At 72.4% G+C, this 20,413-nt stretch carries 19 protein-coding genes; 8 read left to right on the top strand and 11 right to left on the bottom strand.

Features of this window, described 5'->3' with window-relative positions; translation table 11 throughout:
• The first annotated feature begins 51 nt into the window (after positions 1 to 51).
• Positions 52 to 222 (top strand): DUF6191 domain-containing protein, encoded by a 171-nt coding sequence (locus OG594_RS30700; protein ID WP_323185354.1) that lies wholly within the window; start codon positions 52 to 54, stop codon positions 220 to 222.
• On the opposite strand, the gene OG594_RS30695 is transcribed toward OG594_RS30700, so the two are convergent.
• From OG594_RS30695 to OG594_RS30670, 6 genes are all read right to left on the bottom strand, one after another.
• On the bottom strand, positions 185 to 3,301 hold the full coding sequence (locus OG594_RS30695) for a helix-turn-helix transcriptional regulator (protein WP_266605252.1): 3,117 nt from the start codon (positions 3,299 to 3,301) through the stop codon (positions 185 to 187). The genes OG594_RS30700 and OG594_RS30695 overlap by 38 nt on opposite strands.
• Before the next feature lie 11 nt (positions 3,302 to 3,312).
• On the bottom strand, positions 3,313 to 3,522 hold the full coding sequence (locus tag OG594_RS30690) for a hypothetical protein (RefSeq protein WP_266605250.1): 210 nt from the start codon (positions 3,520 to 3,522) through the stop codon (positions 3,313 to 3,315).
• 166 nt (positions 3,523 to 3,688) lie between these two features.
• Positions 3,689 to 4,273: a hypothetical protein gene (locus tag OG594_RS30685; protein WP_266605248.1), complete on the bottom strand. Its 585-nt coding sequence runs from the start codon at positions 4,271 to 4,273 to the stop codon at positions 3,689 to 3,691.
• Between the two features lie 121 nt (positions 4,274 to 4,394).
• A complete protein-coding gene (locus OG594_RS30680) occupies positions 4,395 to 4,949 on the bottom strand; it encodes a GNAT family N-acetyltransferase (protein WP_266605246.1) in 555 nt (184 codons plus the stop codon).
• A gap of 39 nt (positions 4,950 to 4,988) precedes the next feature.
• Positions 4,989 to 7,238, bottom strand: a complete 2,250-nt coding sequence (locus tag OG594_RS30675) for an MMPL family transporter (protein ID WP_266605241.1) — start codon at positions 7,236 to 7,238, stop codon at positions 4,989 to 4,991.
• 184 nt (positions 7,239 to 7,422) lie between these two features.
• Positions 7,423 to 7,830, bottom strand: a complete 408-nt coding sequence (locus OG594_RS30670) for a signal peptidase I (protein ID WP_266605239.1) — start codon at positions 7,828 to 7,830, stop codon at positions 7,423 to 7,425.
• A 53-nt stretch (positions 7,831 to 7,883) separates the two neighbouring features.
• Here OG594_RS30670 and OG594_RS30665 point away from each other — a divergent pair, with 53 nt between their 5' ends.
• From OG594_RS30665 to OG594_RS30655, 3 genes are all read left to right on the top strand, one after another.
• Complete coding sequence (locus tag OG594_RS30665) at positions 7,884 to 8,690, top strand: GNAT family N-acetyltransferase (protein ID WP_266605237.1); 807 nt, start codon at positions 7,884 to 7,886, stop codon at positions 8,688 to 8,690.
• A 113-nt stretch (positions 8,691 to 8,803) separates the two neighbouring features.
• Positions 8,804 to 9,304: a DinB family protein gene (locus OG594_RS30660; protein ID WP_266605236.1), complete on the top strand. Its 501-nt coding sequence runs from the start codon at positions 8,804 to 8,806 to the stop codon at positions 9,302 to 9,304.
• A 207-nt stretch (positions 9,305 to 9,511) separates the two neighbouring features.
• Positions 9,512 to 9,784, top strand: coding sequence for a hypothetical protein (locus tag OG594_RS30655; RefSeq protein ID WP_266605234.1), 273 nt, complete (start codon positions 9,512 to 9,514; stop codon positions 9,782 to 9,784).
• Positions 9,785 to 9,905: 121 nt separating this feature from the next.
• Here OG594_RS30655 and OG594_RS30650 read toward each other — a convergent pair whose 3' ends face one another.
• Entirely contained in the window at positions 9,906 to 10,640 is a 735-nt protein-coding gene (locus OG594_RS30650; RefSeq protein ID WP_266605232.1) for a siderophore-interacting protein, read from the bottom strand.
• A gap of 142 nt (positions 10,641 to 10,782) precedes the next feature.
• Here OG594_RS30650 and OG594_RS30645 point away from each other — a divergent pair, with 142 nt between their 5' ends.
• The 4 genes from OG594_RS30645 (at position 10,783) to OG594_RS30630 (ending at position 16,503) form a co-directional block, all read left to right on the top strand.
• Complete coding sequence (locus OG594_RS30645; protein ID WP_266606642.1) at positions 10,783 to 12,897, top strand: penicillin acylase family protein; 2,115 nt, start codon at positions 10,783 to 10,785, stop codon at positions 12,895 to 12,897.
• The gene (locus OG594_RS30640; protein WP_266605230.1) at positions 12,894 to 13,505 is read left to right on the top strand and encodes a GNAT family N-acetyltransferase; all 612 of its coding nucleotides are present in this window, start codon (positions 12,894 to 12,896) and stop codon (positions 13,503 to 13,505) included. The genes OG594_RS30645 and OG594_RS30640 overlap by 4 nt, the downstream gene beginning before the upstream one ends.
• Positions 13,506 to 13,769: 264 nt before the next feature.
• Entirely contained in the window at positions 13,770 to 15,653 is a 1,884-nt protein-coding gene (locus tag OG594_RS30635; RefSeq protein ID WP_266605228.1) for a protein kinase, read from the top strand.
• A 184-nt stretch (positions 15,654 to 15,837) separates the two neighbouring features.
• Positions 15,838 to 16,503, top strand: coding sequence for a hypothetical protein (locus tag OG594_RS30630; protein WP_266605226.1), 666 nt, complete (start codon positions 15,838 to 15,840; stop codon positions 16,501 to 16,503).
• 7 nt (positions 16,504 to 16,510) lie between these two features.
• Here the strand turns inward: OG594_RS30630 and OG594_RS30625 are convergent, their stop codons facing one another.
• The 4 genes from OG594_RS30625 to gatA all read right to left on the bottom strand — a co-directional run bounded on the left by OG594_RS30625 (position 16,511) and on the right by gatA (position 20,410).
• Positions 16,511 to 17,026, bottom strand: a complete 516-nt coding sequence (locus OG594_RS30625; RefSeq protein WP_266605224.1) for a hypothetical protein — start codon at positions 17,024 to 17,026, stop codon at positions 16,511 to 16,513.
• Between the two features lie 120 nt (positions 17,027 to 17,146).
• The gene (gatB, locus tag OG594_RS30620; protein ID WP_266605222.1) at positions 17,147 to 18,658 is read right to left on the bottom strand and encodes an Asp-tRNA(Asn)/Glu-tRNA(Gln) amidotransferase subunit GatB; all 1,512 of its coding nucleotides are present in this window, start codon (positions 18,656 to 18,658) and stop codon (positions 17,147 to 17,149) included.
• A gap of 16 nt (positions 18,659 to 18,674) precedes the next feature.
• Positions 18,675 to 18,920: a hypothetical protein gene (locus OG594_RS30615; RefSeq protein ID WP_030010588.1), complete on the bottom strand. Its 246-nt coding sequence runs from the start codon at positions 18,918 to 18,920 to the stop codon at positions 18,675 to 18,677.
• Positions 18,917 to 20,410, bottom strand: a complete 1,494-nt coding sequence (gene gatA / locus OG594_RS30610; RefSeq protein WP_266605220.1) for an Asp-tRNA(Asn)/Glu-tRNA(Gln) amidotransferase subunit GatA — start codon at positions 20,408 to 20,410, stop codon at positions 18,917 to 18,919. Before gatA ends, OG594_RS30615 begins: the two co-directional genes overlap by 4 nt.
• Positions 20,411 to 20,413: the final 3 nt, after the last annotated feature.

The raw sequence follows: 20,413 nt of genomic DNA, 5'->3' as shown, positions 1-20,413 counted from the left end.
CCAGCGGCTTCCCAGCAGGGGACGAAGGGTGTGGTGGGCACGGTGTTCAACATGATCGACCAGCTGTTCAACCCGGGACGCAAGCACACGGACGAGGAGAAGAAGCGCCTGGAGCTGTCCCGGACCGACGTCAATGACAACGATCCGGGACGGGGTCCGATAGACCTCGACTCCGGCAAGGTGCTCATACGCCTGGACGAGCAGCGTCCGGACGGGGACTGACCGGGGCCGGCGCGGCGAAGAGATGCAGCCGGTGGGCGAGGGCGGCCGCCTCGCCACGGCTGGCGACGCCCAACTTCGCCAGGATGTTCGAGACGTGCACGCTCGCCGTCTTCGGTGAGATGAAGAGCTCCTCGGCGATCTTCCGGTTGGTGCTGCCGGCCGCCACCAGGCGCAGTACGTCCCGCTCGCGATTGGTCAGCCCGAGCGCCTCGACCGGATCGGTCTCCGGGACCGGCGGGGCGGCGGCGCTGTCGGCGTCGGTCAGCGGGAGTCGGGCGCGCTGGGCCAGCAGGGCCAGGTCCTCGCGCAGGGTGCGTGCGCCGATCCGCTCGGCGGTGGCGTAGGCCTCGCGGAGCAGGGCGGCCGCGGGCTCCCGGTCGCCGGCGACCAGCAGGGCCTCCGCGAGCCGGTGGCAGGCCCTGGCCAGCAGGTACGGGCGCTCCAAGGGACGGACGGCCTTCTCGACGGCGGTCCAGTCGGCGAGGGTGTCCCGGGCCTCGGCCCGGAGCAGCTCGGCCCGGACGTACTCGGCGTGGGCGGTCCACACCGGGACCGGGGTGGCGAGCGGGCGGGCGGCGGTGCGCAGCACGTCCAGGGCCGCGTCCCGGCCGGCCTCCGCGGCCGGGAGCCCCCGGGCGTCCGCTTCCGCGGTGGCGGCGGCGAGCAGCAGCGGCCAGGCGTAGCGGTGCTGCCCGAGCGGGAATCCGTAGGCGACGGCAGCGGATGCCTCGGTGCGGACGTCGGCGATCCGGCCCTCCGCCGCAGCCACGCCGATCGCCAGGCGGTAGAGCGGGATCCGCTGCTGGGGCTGGGGGCGGTTTCCGTGGCTGCCGAAGTGGACGTGGGCGGCGGCCAACTGGTGGGCGGCTTCGGTCAACTCGCCGCGGGCCAGGGCCAGGTGGGCCAGCCGTGCGGAGGCGCAGCCGCGCGGGCCTGCGCTCTGGCCGACGAGCAGGGCACGCCGGGCCGCTTCGGCGGCCTCGTCCCAGCGGCCGAGGCTGTACAGGCTCTCGGCCTTGTTCCCGCAGACCCAGGCCTCGCTGTCCATGAGCCGGGATCTGCGGACCAGTTCGGCCCCTTGTTCGGCCAGTTCCACGGCTTCGCGGGACCGGCCCAGACTTTCCAACTGAGAGGTGAGATTGATATGCGCACGCCCTGCCAGCATGGTGAGCCCGAGTTCGGTGGCCCGTTCCCGGACCGCGTGCATCTCGGCCAGACCGCCCGGAGCGTCGCCGGAGTCGGTGAGCAGAGATCCGACCGTGATCCTCGCGTTGAGCTCGGTCTCCGCGGCGCCGACCATCCGCGCGTACTCGACGGCGCGTTCGGCGGCGGCGAGGTTGCCGGGGCCCGGCTTGTGGAACATGCCCCAGTTCGCGGCCCGGACCAGGACCTCGGCGTGCACCTGGGACGGGGGCAGCCCCCGGACGAGGTCCTGCGCCTTGGCTATCTCCTCCCAGCCGTCGCCGCGCCCGAGGCCGGCGATCAGCCGGGAGCGCTCGGTCCAGAACCAGGCGGCCCGCAGCGGGTCGCGGTCGTCCTCCAGCAGGCGCAGCGCCGTCTTCGTGATCTTCAGGGCACGGTCGCGCTCGCCGCCGTAGCGCGCCGCCACGGTGGCCTCGGCCAGCAGGTCGAGCCGCTGGAGCGCGGTGGTGGCCGGGTCGCAGCCGCACGGAGGGTACACCTCGGTGTAGTCCGCCGGGCGGAGCGCCTCGATGACGTCCTCCGGAGCGCTGTCCCACAGGTCCATGGCCCGCTCCAGCAGGCGCAGTTGCTCCGAGTAGGCGTGCCGGCGGCGGGCCGCCACGGAGGCGGCGAGCACGGCGGGCAGCGCTTTGGCGGGATCGTTCGCGTGGTACCAGTAACTGGCCAACCGGATGACCCGCTCCTCGGCCCGGACGAGCGTGCCGTCGGCCTCCATCGCCTCGGCGTAGCGGCGGTTGACGCGGGCCCGCTCCCCGGGCAGCAGGTCGTCGCTGACGGCCTCGCGGACCAGGGAGTGCCGGAAGCGGTAGCCGTCGCCGTCGGGGGTGGCGAGCAGGATGTTGGCCCCGACGGCGGCTCGCAGCGCCTCGATCAGCTCGTCCTCGGTCAGCCCGGCGACGGCGCGCAGCAGCGGGTACTCCACGGTGGAGCCGCCCTCGGCGACGATGCGCACCAACCGCTGGGTCTCGTCGGGGAGCACCTCGACGCGGACGAGGAGCAGGTCGCGCAGGGATTCGGTGAGTCCGGTGCGGCAGCCGCTCTCCCTGCAGGCGACGAGTTCCTCGACGAAGAAGGCGTTGCCGTCCGACCGGTCGAAGACGGAGTCCACGAAGTCCTCGTCGGGCTGTGCGGCGAGGATGCCGGTGAGCTGGCGGCGTACCTCGGCCCGGTTGAAGCGGGACAGCTCGACGCGGTGGACGGTGCGGAGCCGGTCGAGTTCGGCGAGGAGCGGGCGCAGCGGGTGACGCCGGTGCACGTCGTCCGCACGGTAGGTGGCGACGATGACGAGCCGGCCGCTGATGAGGGTGCGGAAGAGGTAGGAGAGCAGGTGCCGGGTGGAGGTGTCCGCCCAGTGCAGGTCCTCCAAGACGAGGACGACGGTGCGGTCGGCGGCGAGGCGCTCCAGCATCCGGGCGGTCAGCTCGAAGAGGCGGGCGGTGCTCTCCTCGTCGTGCGGGCCGCGCGGGGTGTCGCCGAGTTCGGGGAGGATGCGGGCGAGTTCGTCCTCCTGGCCGGCGGCAGCGGCGGCCAGTTCCCCGGGCAGCAGCCGGTGCAGGGTGCGCAGGGCCGTCGAGAACGGGGCGAAGGGAAGACCCTCCGCCCCGATCTCCACACAGCCTCCGACGGCGACGACCGCGCCGCGGCGGTCCGCCTCGCAGAGGAACTCCTCGGTGAGGCGGGTCTTGCCGACTCCGGCCTCTCCCCCGATGAGCATCGCCTGCGGGTCCCGGCCGGCGGCCCGGGTCAATGCGTCGGTGAGCACGGCCAGTTCATCGGCTCGGCCGACGAACACCGGGCTGACAGATCTGGTCTCCACGCCGCCGAGCATCGCACAGACGTCCTGCTCGGCGGCACTCGCCGCCGGTGCGCTCCTCATCACGTGTCAGTTCACGCGGTGTGCGGCGCGGAGCACGCGGAGCGGGCGGCACGGGCCGAGCGGGTGAACCGGCTCCGGAACGATCTCACCCGCCTCCGGTGTTCCTGGTCCGGCGAGGAGGCGCGGTGCGCCCGCCGCGCCGCCCGGGCCGTGCGGTACTCGGCCGCCTCACGGATGAGGTCGGCGCTGCGGGCGGCGGTGGCGATCTCGTACTCGTGCATCTCTGCTCCCTGGTCGCATTGCTCGGGCACCTCGTTCGGTGTGATCCAAGATTCGCGCCCCAGGGGGTACCGGCACATCGGTCGCATGCCGCATCTGTCGGGGACAGGGGGCCTTAGTCCGGGGCGGGGAGCCCCGGGCCGGTCCGTGCGGGACCTAAGGAACTGCCTAGGCGCCGGCTCCGGCCGCCTTGGGAATGGCGAGGAGGAGGTCGAAGTACATGAGGACGAAGAGCAGTACGCCGAGGGCGCCCAGTCCGATGCCCGCCCAGGAGACGGACCGTACCCAGGTGGGGAGGGTGCGCTCGGGGCTGCTGAAGGCCGGAAGGGCCAGCACGAAGGTGGCGATGATCAGGGCGAGGGCGGAGAAGATGCCGTTCACCATCGCGGTGGTGTGCCACGGGTCGACGAACTGGGCGGCGATCTGCGCGTTGGCGTCGGCGGCCTGGGTCAGCTCCAGCCGGGCGGCGACGCTCGCACGCTCGGACACGATGCCCGCGACCCAGCTACCACTGAGGGCGACGACACCGAGGCCCGCGGCGACGATCGCGAAGGCCGCGGATCCGACCTGGCTCGGCTCCCCGTCCTCGGCCTGGTCGTCGGCGAACGCCTCGTCGTCCAGGTCCGTGTCGGTGACCTCGTCGGTGACCGCGGAGTCTGCCTCGGCCGGCAGGGGGGTCTCGGCCTTTTCGAGGTCGGCCGGGGTGGTGTCCGCCTCGGCGGCGTTCGGGGCGGGGGTCTTCGTGGTGTCCATGCGGGGCACCGTAGGCGGCCTGTCTGAGAGTTTTCTGAGAATCCGCTGGTTCCGGCCGTGGGGGGTTCCGCGGTCGGCGGAACCCGCGTGCGGGCGCGCCCGGACGGGGCCCGGAACGGGCTCAGGCGGACCGGGTCGCAGCCCACTCGTGGGAGAGGATCGACCAGACCTCGGTGTCCTGGCGGACTCCGCGGTGGAGGTAGTTCTCCCGCATGACGCCTTCGCGGGTCATCCCCAGGCGCGCGGCCACGGCGAGGCTCTTCTTGTTGCCGGAGGCCGCGTGCCACTCGACGCGGTGCATGCCGCGCTCGCCGAAGGCGTAGTCGATCAGGACCTGGCAGGCCTTGGTGATCAGGCCTCGGCCGGCCGCGGCAGGCTCCAGCCAGCAGCCGATCTCGCAGTTGCCGTAGTGCGCCTCGAACCTGGGGAAGAGGACCCCGCCCACCAGGGTGCCGTCGAGCCGGATGCCGAAGAACCGGGCGCCGTCCTCCCCCGCCGTCACCGCGTACTTGGCGAGCAGGGCCCGGGCGGAGTCGAGGTCGGTGGCCCGGTCGGGGAAGCCGACGTACTGCCCGATGAATTCGCGTCCGCGCTCGATGTGCGCGAAGAACTCATGGGCGTGCCGGGCCTCCAGCGGGAACATCTGGGCGTCTTCGGCCAGGTCCATCGAGAACATGCTCGGTCTTCCTTGGGTCTCGGGCGGCGGGTGGCCGGATCACCGGGAGGTGGCGGCGGGCTCGGCGCTGTCCTCGCTCGTGGCGAGGTCCTCGGCGGGCCGCTGCTTCGGAAGTTTCGCATGCGGTCGGTGTTCGGGGGGCTCGATGCTGATCCGGGGCAGGCGCCGATCGAGCCAGGCGGGCAGCCACCAGTTGGCCCCGCCGAGCATGTGCATCAGGGCCGGGACGAGGAGGGTGCGCAGCACGAAGGCGTCGAGGGCCACGGCCGCGGCGAGCGCGATCCCGAACATCGCGATGATCCGGTCGCCGCTGAGCACGAAGGCCAGGAAGACGGAGATCATGATGACGGCCGCCGAGTTGATGACCCGGCTGGTCTCGGCGAGGCCCACGCGCACGGCCCGCCGGTTGTCGCCCGTCTCCAGCCACTCCTCGTACATCCGGCTGACGAGGAAGACCTGATAGTCCATCGACAGTCCGAAGAGGACGGACACCATGATCACGGGCAGGAAGGGTTCGATGGGGCCGGCGCTGCCCAGGCCCAGCAGCTCGCTCCCCCAGCCCCACTGGAAGATCGCGACCACGACGCCGAAGGAAGAGGCGACGGCGGCGACGTTCATGGCCGCCGCCTTGAGCGGGATGCCGATGGACCGGAAGGCCAGCAACAGGAGTACGCAGCCGAGGGCGATGACCACGCCGACGAAGAGCGGCAGCTTCCCGATGATGACCTCGGCGAAGTCGTCGTAGGCGGCCGTCACACCGCCGACGTGGACCTCCATGGAGTTGCCGTGCCCGGCGGCCGGGATGACGTCCTGGCGGAGCCTGTCGACGAGGTCGCTCGTGGCCCGGGACTGCGGGGCGGAGTCCGGTACGACGGTCAGTACGGCGGTGTCGCCGCTGCGGTTGAGGACGGCGGGGCCGGTGGAGGCGACGCCCTCGGTCGCGCGCAGTGCCTGCGCCAGCTGGTCCACGGCGAGCCGGTCTCCGGCGCCGTCCAGCCGGGCGACGACGGTGAGCGGGCCGTTGGTTCCGGGGCCGAAGCCCTCCGCCAGCAGGTCGTAGGCCTGCCGGGTGGTGGAGGTGGCCGGGTTGTTGCCCTGGTCGGACGTGCCCAGATGGAGGAAGAAGGTGGGCAGTGCCAGCACCAGCATGACCGCGGTGGCGATGACACCCAGCAGCTTGGGGTGCCGCTCGACGAAGACGGACCAGCGGACGGCGAAGCTGGAGGTCTGTTCGGGGCGCGGCCCCTCGGCGGCGAGCTTGCGGCGCTCGCGGCGCGAGAGGGCGCGCACGCCTATGTACGAGAGGAGGGCGGGCAGCAGGGTGACCGAGGCGGCGACCGTCAGGACCACCGTCACGGAGGCCGCTATCGCGACGCCGTTCAGGAAGTTCAGCCGCAGCACCAACATGCCGAGCAGCGCGATGCAGACGGTGGCACCGGCGAAGACGACGGCCCGGCCGGTGGTGGCGACGGCGTTCGCGGCCGCCTCCTCGACCGTGCTGCCCCGCGCCAGGCCCTTGCGGTGCCGGGTGACGATGAACAGCGCGTAGTCGATGCCCACGCCGAGGCCGATGAGGGTGCCGAGCATCGGGGCGAAGTCGGCTACCGGCATCGCGTGGCCGAGCAGGGTGATGCCGAAATAGGCGGTGCCCACGCTGACCAGGGCGGTCGCGATGGGCAGCAGGCTCGCGGCGAGCGAGCCGAAGGCGAGGAAGAGGACCAGGGCCGCTACGGCGACACCGATGACCTCGGCGAGGTGCGCGGTGGGGGCCTCGGTGAGCTGGATGGCGCGGCCGCCCAGTTCGACCTGGAGACCGCCGGCCTCGGTGGTGGGGTTCTTCGCCGCGTCGACGACCGCCCTGGCCTGGGCCTTGGGTACGGAGTCGGCCTGCTGGTCGAAGGTCACCACCGCGTAGGCGGTGCGCCCGTCGGGGCTGATCCGGGCGGCGCTCTCGGGGGCGGGGTCGTAGGGTCCGGCGACCGATCCGACGCCGGGGAGCCCGGCGACGGCCTCCAGTGCCGCGGTCATGCGCTGCTCGATGTCCGGGGTGCGCACGTTCTGCCGGTCCGGGGCCCGCCACACGATGGTGTCGGTGTCGCCGCCCTGGCCGTGGAAGGCCTCGCGCAGGAGGGCGTTCGCCTTGCCGGACTCGGTGCCGGGGACCTCGTAGTCGTTGGAGAACGCCGACCCGGTGGTCACTGCGGCCGCCGCGGTCCCACCGAGCGCGAGCAGCCAGATCAGGACGGCGAGGAGGCGGTGGCGCATGCACCAGCGTGCGATTACAGCCAACGGACGTGCTCCCTGGTGGTTCGGATCTTTACCGGGAGGCAGCCCGTCGCAAAGAACGCATGAACGCGTGGAGGCCCGGCCGAGGGGACCACCGGGGGATCACCCCGGGAAGGTTCGGCGCAGAGGGTCTACACCCTCCACGATCTCAGCGTTTCGTGATCGTTGGCCCCTTTCGTGTGCATCGTCACAGTGCGGGGGACCCGACCTCCAGCTCGGTTTCGGGCTCGTCCACCCGGTAGCCCGGAATCGAGGGCCACCGGACGGTGAGGACGACGGCGTCCTCCTCCGCGTACCAGGAGTGGTCGACGCCGCGCCCCCAGAGCACGTAGTCCCCCTGCTCGGCGAGGACGACGGTGCGCCCGGGGAACTCCAGCCGGAAACGTCCGCTGATCAGCACCAGCAGTGCGGTGCGCTTCTCGGCGGTCGCCCACCGCTCCCGCTCGTCGCCCTTCGGGTGGACTCCCCATTTGATCTCCACGTCCTCGCTGTGGCGGGGATCGGCGGGGTCCTTGAAGTGGCCGAGGAGCCAGCCGCGGTCGGCGGCGGCGTCGGGGGTGGCCTTACCGGTGTAGATGGTGGAGTCGTGGTTCACGAGGTGAGGCTAATGCAGTTGTGGCACCCGCCCGACACTGGTGAGCTGGGACGATGACGATCGATCTTGATGAACTGATGAAGGTGCGCGCCCGCTTCGATGCCGAGGTGCGCGAAGGCGCGCAGGCCGACGCCCCGCACGCGAGGGTGGAGCGGGCGGGTGCCGTCGTACGGCACGTCGCGCCCGCGCTCGGGTGGAACGGCGTGCTCTGGTCGGACCTGGACGAGGGGACGGCGGACGCGGAGATCGCGGCGCAGGTGGCGTTCTTCGCGGGGCGCGGCTGTCCGGAGTTCGAGTGGAAGCTGTACGACTACGACCGGCCCGCGGACCTCGGGGACCGGCTGCGGGCGGCGGGCCTGGTGCCGGAGCCGCCCGAGACCCTGATGGTGGGCCTGGTGTCCGAGCTCGCGAAGCTGCCGGTGGAGCCGCCGGAGGGGATCACCCTGCGGGTGGTGACGGACGAGGAGGGCGTCGACCTGATGATGCAGGTCCACGCCGGAGCCTTCGGGACGGAGCGGCCGCGGATCCGGGAGCAGCTGCTCAGCAAGCTGCGGGAGGAGCCGGAGACGATCGCCGCGGTGCTCGCGATGGCGGGCGGGACCCCGGTGAGCGCGGCCCGGATGGAGATGCGGCCCGGGCTGGCCTTCGCGGGCCTCTGGGGCGGCGGCACGATCCCCGAGTGGCGCGGCCGGGGCATCTACCGCCTGCTGGTCGCCCACCGCGCCCGCCTGGCGGCGCAACTCGGCATCACCTACCTCCAGGTGGACGCGTCGAACGACAGCCGTCCGATCCTGGAGCGGCTCGGCTTCGGGGTCCTGGGCGTGACGGTGCCGTACATGTGGACCGGCGCCGCCTCCTAGGGGTGTCTTGTCGATCGGGGCGGATCAGGGAGCGGTGCCGGGGCCCCAAAATCCGACATGATCGGCAGGATGCCCCCTAGGCCGGTGCTGGAGCAGCGGGCAAGATCACTGCCATGGAACGCATCAGCCCGCCCCTGACCGGGGACGAACGCGAGACCCTCCGAACCTACCTCGACTACCACCGGGCCACCCTCGCCTGGAAGTGCGAAGGCCTCGACGACGAGCAGCTGCGCCTCGCCTCGATGCCCCCGTCCACGCTGTCCCTGCTGGGGCTGGTCCGGCACATGGCCGAGGTCGAAAGGCACTGGTTCCGCCGCGTCCTCGACGGCCAGGACCTCCCGCACCGGTGGTCGGACAGCCACGACTTCCAGGCCGCGTACGACGCCTCGGGATCCAGTCGCGCGGAGGCGTTCACCGCCTGGCAGGAGGAGATCGCCCACGCCCGCCGGATCGAGGCCGCGGCCGAGTCCCTGGACGTGACGGCGTACGTGCCGAGCTGGGAGGAGGAGGCCTCGCTGCGTCTGGTGATGCTCCACCTCATCCACGAGTACGCCCGCCACAACGGCCACGCCGACTTCCTCCGCGAGGGGATCGACGGCACCACCGGCGCCTGACCGGGGGAAAGGCAGCTGCGGGTGCGTGCGGCAGGAGGCTGCTCTAGCGTCGGACGGAGGAGGGGATTCCCTGCCGAGCCGGTCCGGGCCGGGGACCCGGGCCCCTGTGGCCGGTACCCGGCCGCGCGAGCTCGGCGCTGTTCCTGCGCGGATCCGGCACCTACGGGCACCGGGCCGCGCGACGATCCCGGAGAGCAGGTGCGTCCCATGCGCACGTCGACCCGTATCGCAGGTGTCCTCAGCGGCCTGACCCTCGTACTCGGTGGTGCGGCCTTCGCGGCCCCCGCCGCCCACGCGGACGTCTCGGCCTGCATCAACCAGGTCGAGCGGGAGCTGCAGGGCGGCGAAGCTCCGGAGTCCGTCCGGTCGGCGTGTTCCGCCGGGTACTCCGGTGAGCAGGAGCAGTGCGTGAGCGGACTGACCAAGGGCGGTGTGACCAACGGGACCGCGGTGAGCGCCTGCAAGGCGTCCGCCGAGTAGCCGGTCCGGCCACCTCCGCGGTCCGACCACCTCCCCGGTCCGGCCACCTCCGCGACCCGTCCACCTCCGCGACCCGTCCGCTCCACCGGGTGCCGGACGGGCCGGCGGGCCGCAGGACGACTCAGGCCCCCGGCCGCCAGTAGCCCAGCGCGTTCACCCGGTGCTTGGGCAGCGCGAGTTCCTTGCGCAGGTACGCCGTCAGGGCGCGCGTCGTCACCGTGTCGCAGGCCAGCCAGACGTACGCGGCCTCCGGGTCCCCGACCAGCTCGGGAAGGTCGGCGCGCACCCGGTCGGCGAGGTCCGTACCGTTGCGCCGCACCCGGCGGATGTCGTGCCGGCCCGGCTCCACCCGCATCGGCAGCCGCTCGTCCGAGTCGTGCTGCGTCTCGAACCAGATGGTCGCCGGGGTCTTCGGGTACGTGTCCAACAGCGAGTTGATCGCCGGGAGGGACGCGGGGTCCCCGATGACGAGCAGCCGCTCCGGGGCCGGCGCCGGGGCCGTGAATCCGGTGCCCTGGACGGTGGCCTCGACCGTGTCGCCCGGCTTGGCGCCGCGCGCCCAGGCGCTGGCGACCCCGTCGTGCAGGGCGAACTCGAAGCTGAAGGTGCCCGCTTGCGGATCCGCGTCCACCAGCGTGTACGCCCGCTGGTGCGGCTTGCCGGCGCCCTGGAACCAGACGCGCACCCACATCGTCGGGTGCAGCGATTCACCGGCGGCCGCGAGCAGCCCGCCGTCCGTGAAGCTCACGCGGCGGTAGTTCTCCGTGAGGTCTTCCGCTCCCGTGACCGTGAACGTGAAGTCCTTGCCCCGCATGAGTTTGAGGACCACGCCCTCCCAGCCCTTGCCGACAGCCATGTCCAACCCCTCCCCTGGCACCCCTATAGTTAGGTCAGCCTAACCTAAACGCACGTCGGGGAAGAGTGTGAGCAGCGTGAGCAGTGCCAGCAGCGAGAGCGGCGACGCCCGGTCGTACGGAGCGGACCGGGGCGAGCCCCCCGTGGAGACCCCGGAATCCTACGGGGTCTTCCGCGACCGGTGGGGCATCCCCCACCTCCGCGCATCCGACGAACTCCGGCTCGTCCACGCCCAGGGCCGCGTCACCGCCTTCGACCGCGCCTGGCAGTTGGAGGTCGAACGGCACCGCTCCGAGGGCTCCAGCGCCTCCTTCCTCGGCGCGGAAGCCGTCACCTGGGACCGCTTCGCCCGCCAGTCCCGGCTCGCCGACACGGCCCGCCGCTGCTACGAGGCCATGGAGGCCGACGACCCCGGCACCGCCGCCTGGGTGCGCGCGTACGTGGACGGCGTCAACGACGGGCTCGCCGCCGGCGCCGCCCGAGACGAACGCTTCGCGCGCACGGGCCTGACCCCCACCCCTTGGGAGCCGTGGGTCCCGCTGGCCATCTGGATCGCGACGCACATCCTGTTCGCCGGTTTCGCCACCAAGCTGTGGCGCGAGCGCGTGGCCCGCGCCCTCGGCGACGAGGCGGTCACCCTCTTCGCCACCGACGGCCCCGGCACCGCCGGTAGCAACGGCTGGTTGGTGCCGGGCGACCGCACCACCACCGGCTCGGCGATCATCGCGGGCGACCCGCACCGCTTCATCGAGGACCCGGGCGTCTACCAGCAGATACGCCTCTCCTGCCCCGAATACGACGTGCTGGGCCTCGCCGTCCCCGGAGTCCCCGGCCTCGGCCACTTCGGGCACACCGGCACCGCCGCCTGGGCGATCACCAACGCGATGTCCGACTACCAGGACCTGTACGTCGAGCAGTTGCGCCGCGGTGACGACGGCGCCACCTGGGCCCTCGGTGCGGACGGTGCCTGGGAGCCCGTCTCCCGCCACGTCGAGACCATCACCGTGGCCGACGGCGACGACGTCGAGGTGGAGGTCCTGGAGACGCCCCGCGGCCCGGTGATCATCCACGCGGACGGCGACCTCGGCGCCGACCCCGATGCCGAGGCACACGCCGACGGCAGCGCCCAGACCCTCTCCCTGCGCTACCCGCCGAGGGTCCGCCTGGACCTCGGCTTCGCCGCCCTCCCCGCGCTGCTGCGCGCCCGCACCGTCGCCGACATCGACCGCGCCTTCGACGGTTGGGCCGAGCCGGTCAACGTCGTCCACGCCGCCGACTCCGAGGGCGGGCTGCTGCACCGCGTCGCGGGTGCCGTGCCGCTGCGCCACCGCACCAACCGGCTGCGCCCCGTGCCCGCCTGGGACCCGCAGCACACCTGGCAGGGCTGGGCCCCGACCCCGGCGGAGCCGGTACAGGGCTTCGCCGTGATGGCGAACGCGCGCGGGATCGCCTCCCCGCTCGGCGTGGAGTTCGCGCCCCCGCACCGCGCCAACCGCATCCGCGAGCTGCTCAGCGGCTCCGCGGACTGGTCCCCGAAGGCGATGGCCGACGTACACCGGGACACGCACCTGGCCTCGGCCGCACCCCTGCTCGCCCTGCTGCCCGGCTTCGAGGACCTGACGCCGGCGGCGCAGTCCCTGCGGACCCGGCTGCTGGCCTGGGACCGGCACATGGCGGCCGACAGCACCGACGCCACCGTCTTCTCGGCCTTCCGCAGCGCGACCGTACGCCGCTTCGCCGCCGACCCCGTCTTCGAGGGCCTGTGGGGGGCGCCCACCGGCCCGGCGGTCTTCCACCCGTGGCTGTACCTGGTCCCGCGGATCGGCTACGCCCTCGAGGGCCTGCTCACCACCTCCCTCGTCCCCGGACTCGACCGTGCGGCGCACGTCCGGGCCGCCCTGGAGGAGACGGCCGCGGCCCAGACCCCCGACACCCCCTGGTCGCAGGTGCACCGCCTCACCCCCTGGCAGGCCGTGCCCGACCAGGAGGCCACGGACTGGCCCGGCCTCGGCGGCGACCACGACTGCGTGAACGCCACCTCCACCGTCCCCGGATTCACCGACCTCACCGCCCGTGCATCGGCGGCCCGTTACGTCTGGGACCTCGCCCGCCGCGAGGACAGCCTCTGGGCGGTCCCGCTGGGCGCGGACGGCGTTACCGGCTCGCCCCACCACCGCGACCAGCTGCCCCTGTGGGCACGGTGCGAACTCGTCCCCGTCGTCACCGACTGGGCCCAGCTCACCAAGGAATCGGCATGACCTCCGCCATCTCCCTCCGGCAGCCCGTGCACACCCAGGTCATCGAGGGCTTCGGCACCGTCACCATCACGCCCGTCGACCCGGCGGCCGACTCCACGCTCATCCACAGCTGGGTCACGCAGGAGCGGGCCCGCTTCTGGGGCATGGGCGAGGCCAGCCGCGAACTGGTCCAGGAGATCTACGAGGACGTCGACCGCCGCACCACCCATCACGCCTTCATGGTGAGCCGGGACGGCGAGCAGGTCGCGCTGTTCCAGACGTACGACTGCGCCGAGGACCGGGTCAGCGAGTGCTACGACGTCCAGCCCGGGGACGTCGGCATGCACCTGCTGATCGGCCCGACCTCGGGCGCGGCCGAGCGCGGCTTCACCGGCTCCCTGATGACGACCTTCATCGCGTTCGTGTTCTCCGACGACGCCGCGCGGCGCATGGTCGTCGAACCGGACACCCGCAACGCCAAGGCCATCTCCCTCATGGAGCGCACCGGTTTCGTGCTCGGACCGCAGGTCGTGCTCCCGGAGATCGACCTGCCCGAGGTCTACCTCCCGGCCAAGCCGGCGCAGCTGGCCTTCCTCACCGCTCCGGGGGCCGCGCCGGCGGCAGGCTGACCGGAACCGCCCCTTCGACCGGGCGCCCGGCGAACGACGGCCGCCCGTGGGGCGGTTGCGGGAGCCGGGCGCCCGGCGGCATGTCCGGGCACCGGCGTTCGCCACCGGTCGCCGACGGCCAGCCCGGGGCCCGCCCGGGGCCCGCCCGGGGCCCGCTGGGCCGTGGAAGGGTGAACCCCGACGGGGATTCCCCATTCCGATTGACCCCGTGCGCTTCCCGGCAGGAAGCTGATGACCTCTCAAAGCGCGTTGAGGTGGGGGACATTGACCAGTCAGAACCTGCACATCGGTCCGGACGCGGCGGCCGACCGGTACCGTCTGCTCCGCTCGATCGGCCGCGGCGGGGAGGCCGTGCTCTATCTCGCCGAGATCGAACTCGCCGGCGGATCCGAACCCGTGGTCGTCAAAGTGCTCGACTCCAAGACGACCATCACGCCGGACGTCTTCGACCGGATCAGCCAGAAGTGGAACGAGCAGGCCGAGCTGCTGCGGTTCGTCCACCGGCCCGGTGTCGTGGGCGTGCGCGAGCACTTCGAGGGGCCGCCGATCCACCGGCCCGGGGAGTCCTCGACCCTGAGCGGGCGGGCGCTCGTCCTCGTCATGAACCACGTGGACGGGCTCGACCTGCGCGACTGGCGGGCCGAGCGGACGCTGGCCACCGCCGCCGAGCGGCGCGAGGTGATGCGCACCCTGGAGCAGCTGGCCGACGTCCTGGACTGGCTGCACTCGGGGAAGGCCACCCCGTCCGGGCGCCAGGTCGTCCACGGCGACCTCTCCCCCGGCAACGTGATGGTCGACGCGCACGGGCAGGCCACCCTGGTGGACTTCGGCCTCAGCAAGCTGACCGCCGACCACCAGACGGCCGAGGTCTGGTTCACCCCGGGCTACGCGGCGCCCGAGGTCTTCGACGGCAAGCGGACCCCGGGCACGGACCGGTACGCCTTCGGGGCGATCGCGTACTTCCTGCTGAGCGGGGAGTCCCCGCCCGCCACGCCCGAGCAGCTGGCGCAGGCACTGACCGCACTTCCGCAGATCGCCGTGCTGGACGCCGAGCAGCGGGCGCGGATCACCGCGATCTACTCGGCCGACCCGGGAAAGCGGCCGGTGAACCTGGCCGGCTGGATGAAGGACGTCCGTCACGCGGTGGTGTCCACGACCACCGCGACCTCGCAGCGGGCCGCCCAGGAGGCTCCGCCCAGGCCGGCCGCCCCGCCACCGCCCGTGCTCCCGCCGCAGCCCGTCACCGCGCCGTCGGTGGCGGCGCCGCCCCCGTACGCGCCCACGGCGCAGTCCGTGCAGCCCGTGCAGCCCGAGCCGGCCACGGCCGCGGCTCCTGAACCCGCGCCCGCGCCCGTTCCGCAACCGGAGCCGCAGCCGGAGCCGGTGCAGGCCCAGGTGCCCGCCGGGTACGGGCCCACGTACAACCTGACCCCGGCCCCCGCTCCCGTCCCCGAGCCGCCGCGTCCCGCCAAGAAGCGGCGGACCGGGCTGATCCTCGGCTCGGTGGCCGCAGTGCTGGTACTGGCCTCCCTCGCCGTCGTCGGCGTACGGCTCTTGGGCGACAAGGACAAGGAGAACACCGCGGGGGGCGAGAAGCCCGGCGGCGCGAGCGCACCCCAGGCGCCGGCGTCGACCTCCTCGCCGTCGACGCGGGCGACCGAGACCGAATCCGCCGCCCCCACGCCCTCCGAGGCCTCCCCGGGAGGATCCACCGCTCCGGAGGCCTCGTCGAGCCCCGGAACACCGGGTTCGGTGAAGGACAGCAACGTGGCCGACCTGACCGTGCTGTCGTCGGTCGGAGCGGTCCGGCACTTCGAGGTGGGCTCCGCCAAGCTGAACACGAAGGAGTACGGAGCCGCCCTCCTCGGCAGCTGCTACTACGGCGCGACGATCGAGTACGACGTGAACCGCGCCTGGTCCACGCTGGAGTTCACCGTGGGCGTCGACGACGGCTCGACCATGGAACAGGCCCGCGTGACCATCTCCGTGGACGACAAGCCCGCCCTCTTCTCCGAGGCCGTCCACCTGGGCAAGCCGGTCACCAAGTCCCTGGACATCAAGGGGGCCCTGCGCCTGCGCCTGAAGGTGGAAGAGGGCTGCCGCAACAGCGGCAACGCCGTCATCGCCGCCCCGGTCCTCAAGCGCTGACGGCAGCGGCGCCGCGGTCCCCGACGGGAACCCGCTGACCGGCGCCCCCCGTTCGGCCGGGCGCTCGGCGAACGGAACCTGCCCGGTGGGCAGTTCCGCGGCCCGCGCGCCCGGCCGTGCGAGGCGGCCGGACGGGTGGAGCGGGCGGCCCCCGTTGTCAGGGGCGCCGGGCAGAATGGCCCTCATGACAGACGGAACGACCTGGCTCGCCGAACCCCGGTCGATCGCGTTCGGGGGCTACTACGTGGTGCTGGCCCGCGGGCTCACCCCGGACGAACTCGTGGGCCGACTCGTGGAGTCCGTGAACGGCTGGACGTGCAAGGCCGTGGCGGTCGGGGAGCACACCGGGGACGGCCTCCTGGAGTTCATGGACGACACGTACGGCGGCTGCTACGTGGAGATCGGCCTGAGGCTCGGCCGCGCCGGGGACTGGACGTACGCGGTCGCGTACGGCGGCTGGCAGGGCGAGTTCGGCTCCCTGACCCCCCTCTCGCGAGACGGCGCGCACATCTGCGTCCTGCAGTTCGAGGAGGAGAACGGCGAGCCGGTCCCGCCGCTGTTCGAGTACGCGCACGACGGCCGGCTCCTGAGCGCCTGCAATCTGCACCTGGACGGCTCGTGGGGCTCCGAGGAGGTCGAGGGCGACCCGGCGACGGCGCCGCGCCTGCAAGAGCTGCTGACCGCCGCCGGGCTCCCGAACGAGGAGCTGGACGACCGGGAGGTGCAGCGGACCGCGCTGGGGGTCATCGAGCGGTTCTTCGGGCTCTCGCTGCCGAAGGAAGAGATCGTGCACGGCGCCCTGCCGGCCGTCGTGCTGGAATCGGGGTTCCCGAAGCCGGCCGGGGACTGATCCGGCCTCAGCCCACACCGAGGTCGGCGCGCATGGCCGCCCGCATCTCCCGGAGCGGGTCCCAGATCCCCTGCTGTGCCTCCACCGCCGACTCCATCGACTCCCCCGCCTCCGGCGCGCCCCGCTCCAGGCGCTTCACCTGCCCGTAGACGGCCGTCAGGGCGTGGTGGACCACTGTTGCGGGCTCCAGGACCGGGTCGGGGGCGATCATCTGCGCCTCGGAGTACCGGTCGCGGAAGGCGTTCTTCGCGGCGTCGAGCGCGGCCCGATCGGTGTCCTCGACCCCGCGTTCCCGCAGGGTGTGCAGATGCTGGTTGAGTGCGGTGGTGAACTGCCGGGCGTCCCGGTTGAGGTCCGCGTAGCACGTGCGCCGCAGCGCCCGGTTCTCGCGTTTCTCCTCGTGGGCGCGCACGAGTTCGATCTCACGGCGCTTCGTGCGCTCCGCACCCCGCTGGGTGAGCAGCGCGCCGCCCAGCGTGCCCGCGACGCCCGCCACCGCGATGACCATCGCACCGATCTCCACCGGCGCACCCCCCGACTCCACCGACCGCGCGCCCGTCGTGCGCGATCACCCCGTACCCAGTCTGAACGACAGCGGCCCCGCACCGGGACGTCCGGTGCGGGGCCGTCGTACGCGGAGGGACTACTCCGAGACGCCCAGGCGCTCGAGGATGAGTTCCTTGACGCGCGCGGCGTCGGCCTGGCCACGGGTGGTCTTCATGACCGCTCCGACCAGCGCGCCGACAGCGGCGATCTTGCCGCCACGGATCTTGTCCGCGATGGCCGCGTTGCCCGCGATGGCCTCGTCCACGGCCGCGCCGAGCGCGCCCTCGTCCGAGACGACCTTCAGGCCGCGCTGCTCGACGACCTCGTCCGGGGTGCCCTCACCGGCGAGGACGCCTTCGAGGACCTTGCGGGCCAGCTTGTCGTTGAGCGAACCGTCGGCCACCAGGGCCGCGACCCGGGCCACCTGGACCGGGGTGATCGGCAGCTCGTCGACGACGACGCCCTGCTCGTTGGCGTTGCGGGCCAGCTCGCCCATCCACCACTTGCGTGCGGCGGTCGAGTCGGCACCGGCCTCGATGGTGGCGACGATGGAGTCCACCGCGCCCGCGTTGAGGATCGACTGCATGTCGTGCTCGGTGACGTCCCACTCCTCGCGGAGCCGGTTGCGGCGCACGCGCGGCATCTCGGGCAGACCGGCGCGCAGCTCCTCGACCCAGTCGCGGGCCGGGGCGACGGGGACCAGGTCGGGCTCCGGGAAGTAGCGGTAGTCCTCGGCGTTGTCCTTGATGCGGCCGGCCGTGGTGGAGCCGTCCTCCTCGTGGAAGTGCCGGGTCTCCTGCACGATCGAGCCGCCCGACGAGAGCACCGCCGCGTGGCGCTGGATCTCGAAGCGGGCCGCGCGCTCCACGGAACGCAGGGAGTTGACGTTCTTGGTCTCCGAGCGGGTGCCGAACTCGGACTCAGGGGTCGGGCGCAGCGACAGGTTCACGTCGCAGCGCATCTGGCCCTTGTCCATGCGGGCCTCGGAGACGCCGAGCGCCTTGATGACCTCGCGCAGCTCGGCGACGTACGCCTTGGCGACCTCGGGGGCCCGCTCGCCCGCGCCCTCGATGGGCTTGGTGACGATCTCGATGAGCGGGATGCCGGCGCGGTTGTAGTCCAGCAGGGAGTGGGACGCGCCGTGGATACGGCCGGTGGCGCCGCCGACGTGCAGCGACTTGCCGGTGTCCTCCTCCATGTGGGCGCGCTCGATCTCCACGCGGAAGATCTCGCCGTCCTCCAGCTGGACGTCCAGGAAGCCGTTGAAGGCGATGGGCTCGTCGTACTGGGAGGTCTGGAAGTTCTTCGGCATGTCCGGATAGAAGTAGTTCTTCCGGGCGAAGCGGCACCATTCGGCGATCTCGCAGTTCAGCGCGAGGCCGATCTTGATGGCCGACTCGACGCCGATCGCGTTGACGACCGGCAGGGAGCCGGGCAGACCGAGGCAGGTCGGGCAGGTCTGCGAGTTGGGCTCCGCGCCCAGCTCGGTGGAGCAGCCGCAGAACATCTTGGTCTTGGTGCCGAGCTCGACATGGACCTCGAGGCCCATGACGGGGTCGTACGAGGCGAGAGCGTCCTCGTACGAGAGCAGTTCGGTGAAGGTGGTCACGGTGAAACTTTCCCTCTCAGCCCAGCAGGACGTCGTCGTCGCCCAGGCGCTTCAGCTCGCGGTACAGGATCGCGAGGCCGGTGACGATGGCGGCGGCGGACACGGCGGCGTCGACCAGCTTCAGCACGTCGTGCTCGCTGCGGGCCTTCTTGACCTGCTTGATCACGCTGATCGCGCCGAAGGCGGTGGTGCCGATCGACAGATAGGTGCCGGTCTTGGACTTCTTGAAGCCCTTGGCCTTGGTCAGTGCACTGGTGCTCACAGGGACGGTGCCTCCTCAAGCAGCGGGTGACCCCAGCGTGCGACGAAGGCCGCTTCGACGGCGGCACCGACCTTGTAGAGCCGGTCGTCCTTCATCGCCGGGGCGATGATCTGGAGCCCGACCGGGAGACCGTCCTCCGGTGCCAGGCCGCAGGGGAGCGACATGGCGGAGTTGCCGGCCAGGTTGGTCGGGATGGTGCACAGGTCCGCGAGGTACATGGCGAGGGGGTCGTCGGTGCGCTCGCCGATGGGGAAGGCGGTGGTCGGGGTCGTCGGGGAGACGATCACGTCGACCTGCTCGAAGGACTTCTCGAAGTCCTGCGTGATGAGCGTGCGGACCTTCTGGGCGGAGCCGTAGTACGCGTCGTAGTAGCCGGAGCTGAGCGCGTACGTGCCGAGGATGATGCGGCGCTTGACCTCGTCGCCGAAGCCGGCTTCGCGGGTCAGGGCGGTGACGTCCTCGGCGGACTTCGTGCCGTCGTCGCCGACGCGCAGGCCGTAGCGCATGGCGTCGAAGCGGGCCAGGTTGGAGGAGCACTCGGACGGCGCGATCAGGTAGTACGCGGCCATCGCGAGGTCGAAGGAGGGGCAGTCCAGCTCGACGATCTCGGCGCCGAGCTCCTTGAGGAGCTCCACCGACTCGTTGAAGCGCTGGACGACGCCGGCCTGGTAGCCCTCGCCGGCGAACTGCTTGACGACACCGACGCGCATGCCGGCGACGGAGCCGCTCCGGGCCGCCTCGACGACCGGCGGGACCGGCGCGTCGATGGAGGTGGAGTCGAGCGGGTCGTGGCCGGCGATCACCTCGTGCAGCAGGGCCGCGTCCAGGACCGTACGGGCGCAGGGCCCGCCCTGGTCGAGGGAGGAGGAGAAGGCGACCATGCCGTAGCGGGAGACACCGCCGTACGTGGGCTTCACGCCGACCGTGCCCGTGACGGCGGCGGGCTGGCGGATGGAGCCGCCGGTGTCCGTGCCGATCGCGAGCGGGGCCTGGAAGGCGGCGAGGGCCGCCGCGGAGCCGCCGCCGGAGCCGCCGGGGATCCGGGTGAGGTCCCAGGGGTTGCCGGTGGGGCCGTAGGCGCTGTTCTCGGTGGAGGACCCCATGGCGAACTCGTCCATGTTGGTCTTGCCGAGGATGACGACGTCGGCTTCCTTCAGCTTGCGCGTCAGGGTGGCGTCGTAGGGCGGGATCCAGCCTTCGAGGATCTTCGAACCGACGGTCGTCGGGACCCCGACGGTGGTGAAGATGTCCTTGAGGGCGAGGGGTACGCCGGCCAGCGGGCCGAGCTTCTCGCCGGCCTCGCGCTTGGCGTCGACGGCGCGGGCCTGGGCGAGCGCGCCCTCGCGGTCCACGTGCAGGAAGGCGTTGACCTTCTCGTCGGTGGCGTCGATGCGGGCCAGGTGGGCCTCGGTCACCTCGACGGCCGTGAGCTCGCCGGAGGCGATCTTCTCGGCGGTCTGGGCGGCCGTGAGCTTGATGATGTCGACCATGGT

It is taken from the genome of Streptomyces sp. NBC_01214, assembly GCF_026340975.1.
Lineage (GTDB): Bacteria > Actinomycetota > Actinomycetes > Streptomycetales > Streptomycetaceae > Streptomyces.
This window is presented reverse-complemented; position numbering and strand designations above follow the sequence as displayed.

What these genes read in the sequence shown, in the direction of transcription:
- OG594_RS30690 (WP_266605250.1), bottom strand. Translation starts at nt 3,522, where the DNA reads ATGCACGAGTACGAGATCGCCACCGCCGCCCGCAGCGCCGACCTCATC.
- OG594_RS30695 (WP_266605252.1), bottom strand. Translation starts at nt 3,301, where the DNA reads ATGAGGAGCGCACCGGCGGCGAGTGCCGCCGAGCAGGACGTCTGTGCG.
- OG594_RS30655 (WP_266605234.1), top strand. Translation starts at nt 9,512, where the DNA reads ATGCGCACGTCGACCCGTATCGCAGGTGTCCTCAGCGGCCTGACCCTC.
- OG594_RS30700 (WP_323185354.1), top strand. Translation starts at nt 52, where the DNA reads ATGATCGACCAGCTGTTCAACCCGGGACGCAAGCACACGGACGAGGAG.
- OG594_RS30680 (WP_266605246.1), bottom strand. Translation starts at nt 4,949, where the DNA reads ATGTTCTCGATGGACCTGGCCGAAGACGCCCAGATGTTCCCGCTGGAG.
- OG594_RS30665 (WP_266605237.1), top strand. Translation starts at nt 7,884, where the DNA reads ATGACGATCGATCTTGATGAACTGATGAAGGTGCGCGCCCGCTTCGAT.
- OG594_RS30640 (WP_266605230.1), top strand. Translation starts at nt 12,894, where the DNA reads ATGACCTCCGCCATCTCCCTCCGGCAGCCCGTGCACACCCAGGTCATC.
- gatA (WP_266605220.1), bottom strand. Translation starts at nt 20,410, where the DNA reads ATGGTCGACATCATCAAGCTCACGGCCGCCCAGACCGCCGAGAAGATC.
- OG594_RS30685 (WP_266605248.1), bottom strand. Translation starts at nt 4,273, where the DNA reads ATGGACACCACGAAGACCCCCGCCCCGAACGCCGCCGAGGCGGACACC.
- OG594_RS30660 (WP_266605236.1), top strand. Translation starts at nt 8,804, where the DNA reads ATGGAACGCATCAGCCCGCCCCTGACCGGGGACGAACGCGAGACCCTC.
- OG594_RS30630 (WP_266605226.1), top strand. Translation starts at nt 15,838, where the DNA reads ATGACAGACGGAACGACCTGGCTCGCCGAACCCCGGTCGATCGCGTTC.
- OG594_RS30650 (WP_266605232.1), bottom strand. Translation starts at nt 10,640, where the DNA reads ATGGCTGTCGGCAAGGGCTGGGAGGGCGTGGTCCTCAAACTCATGCGG.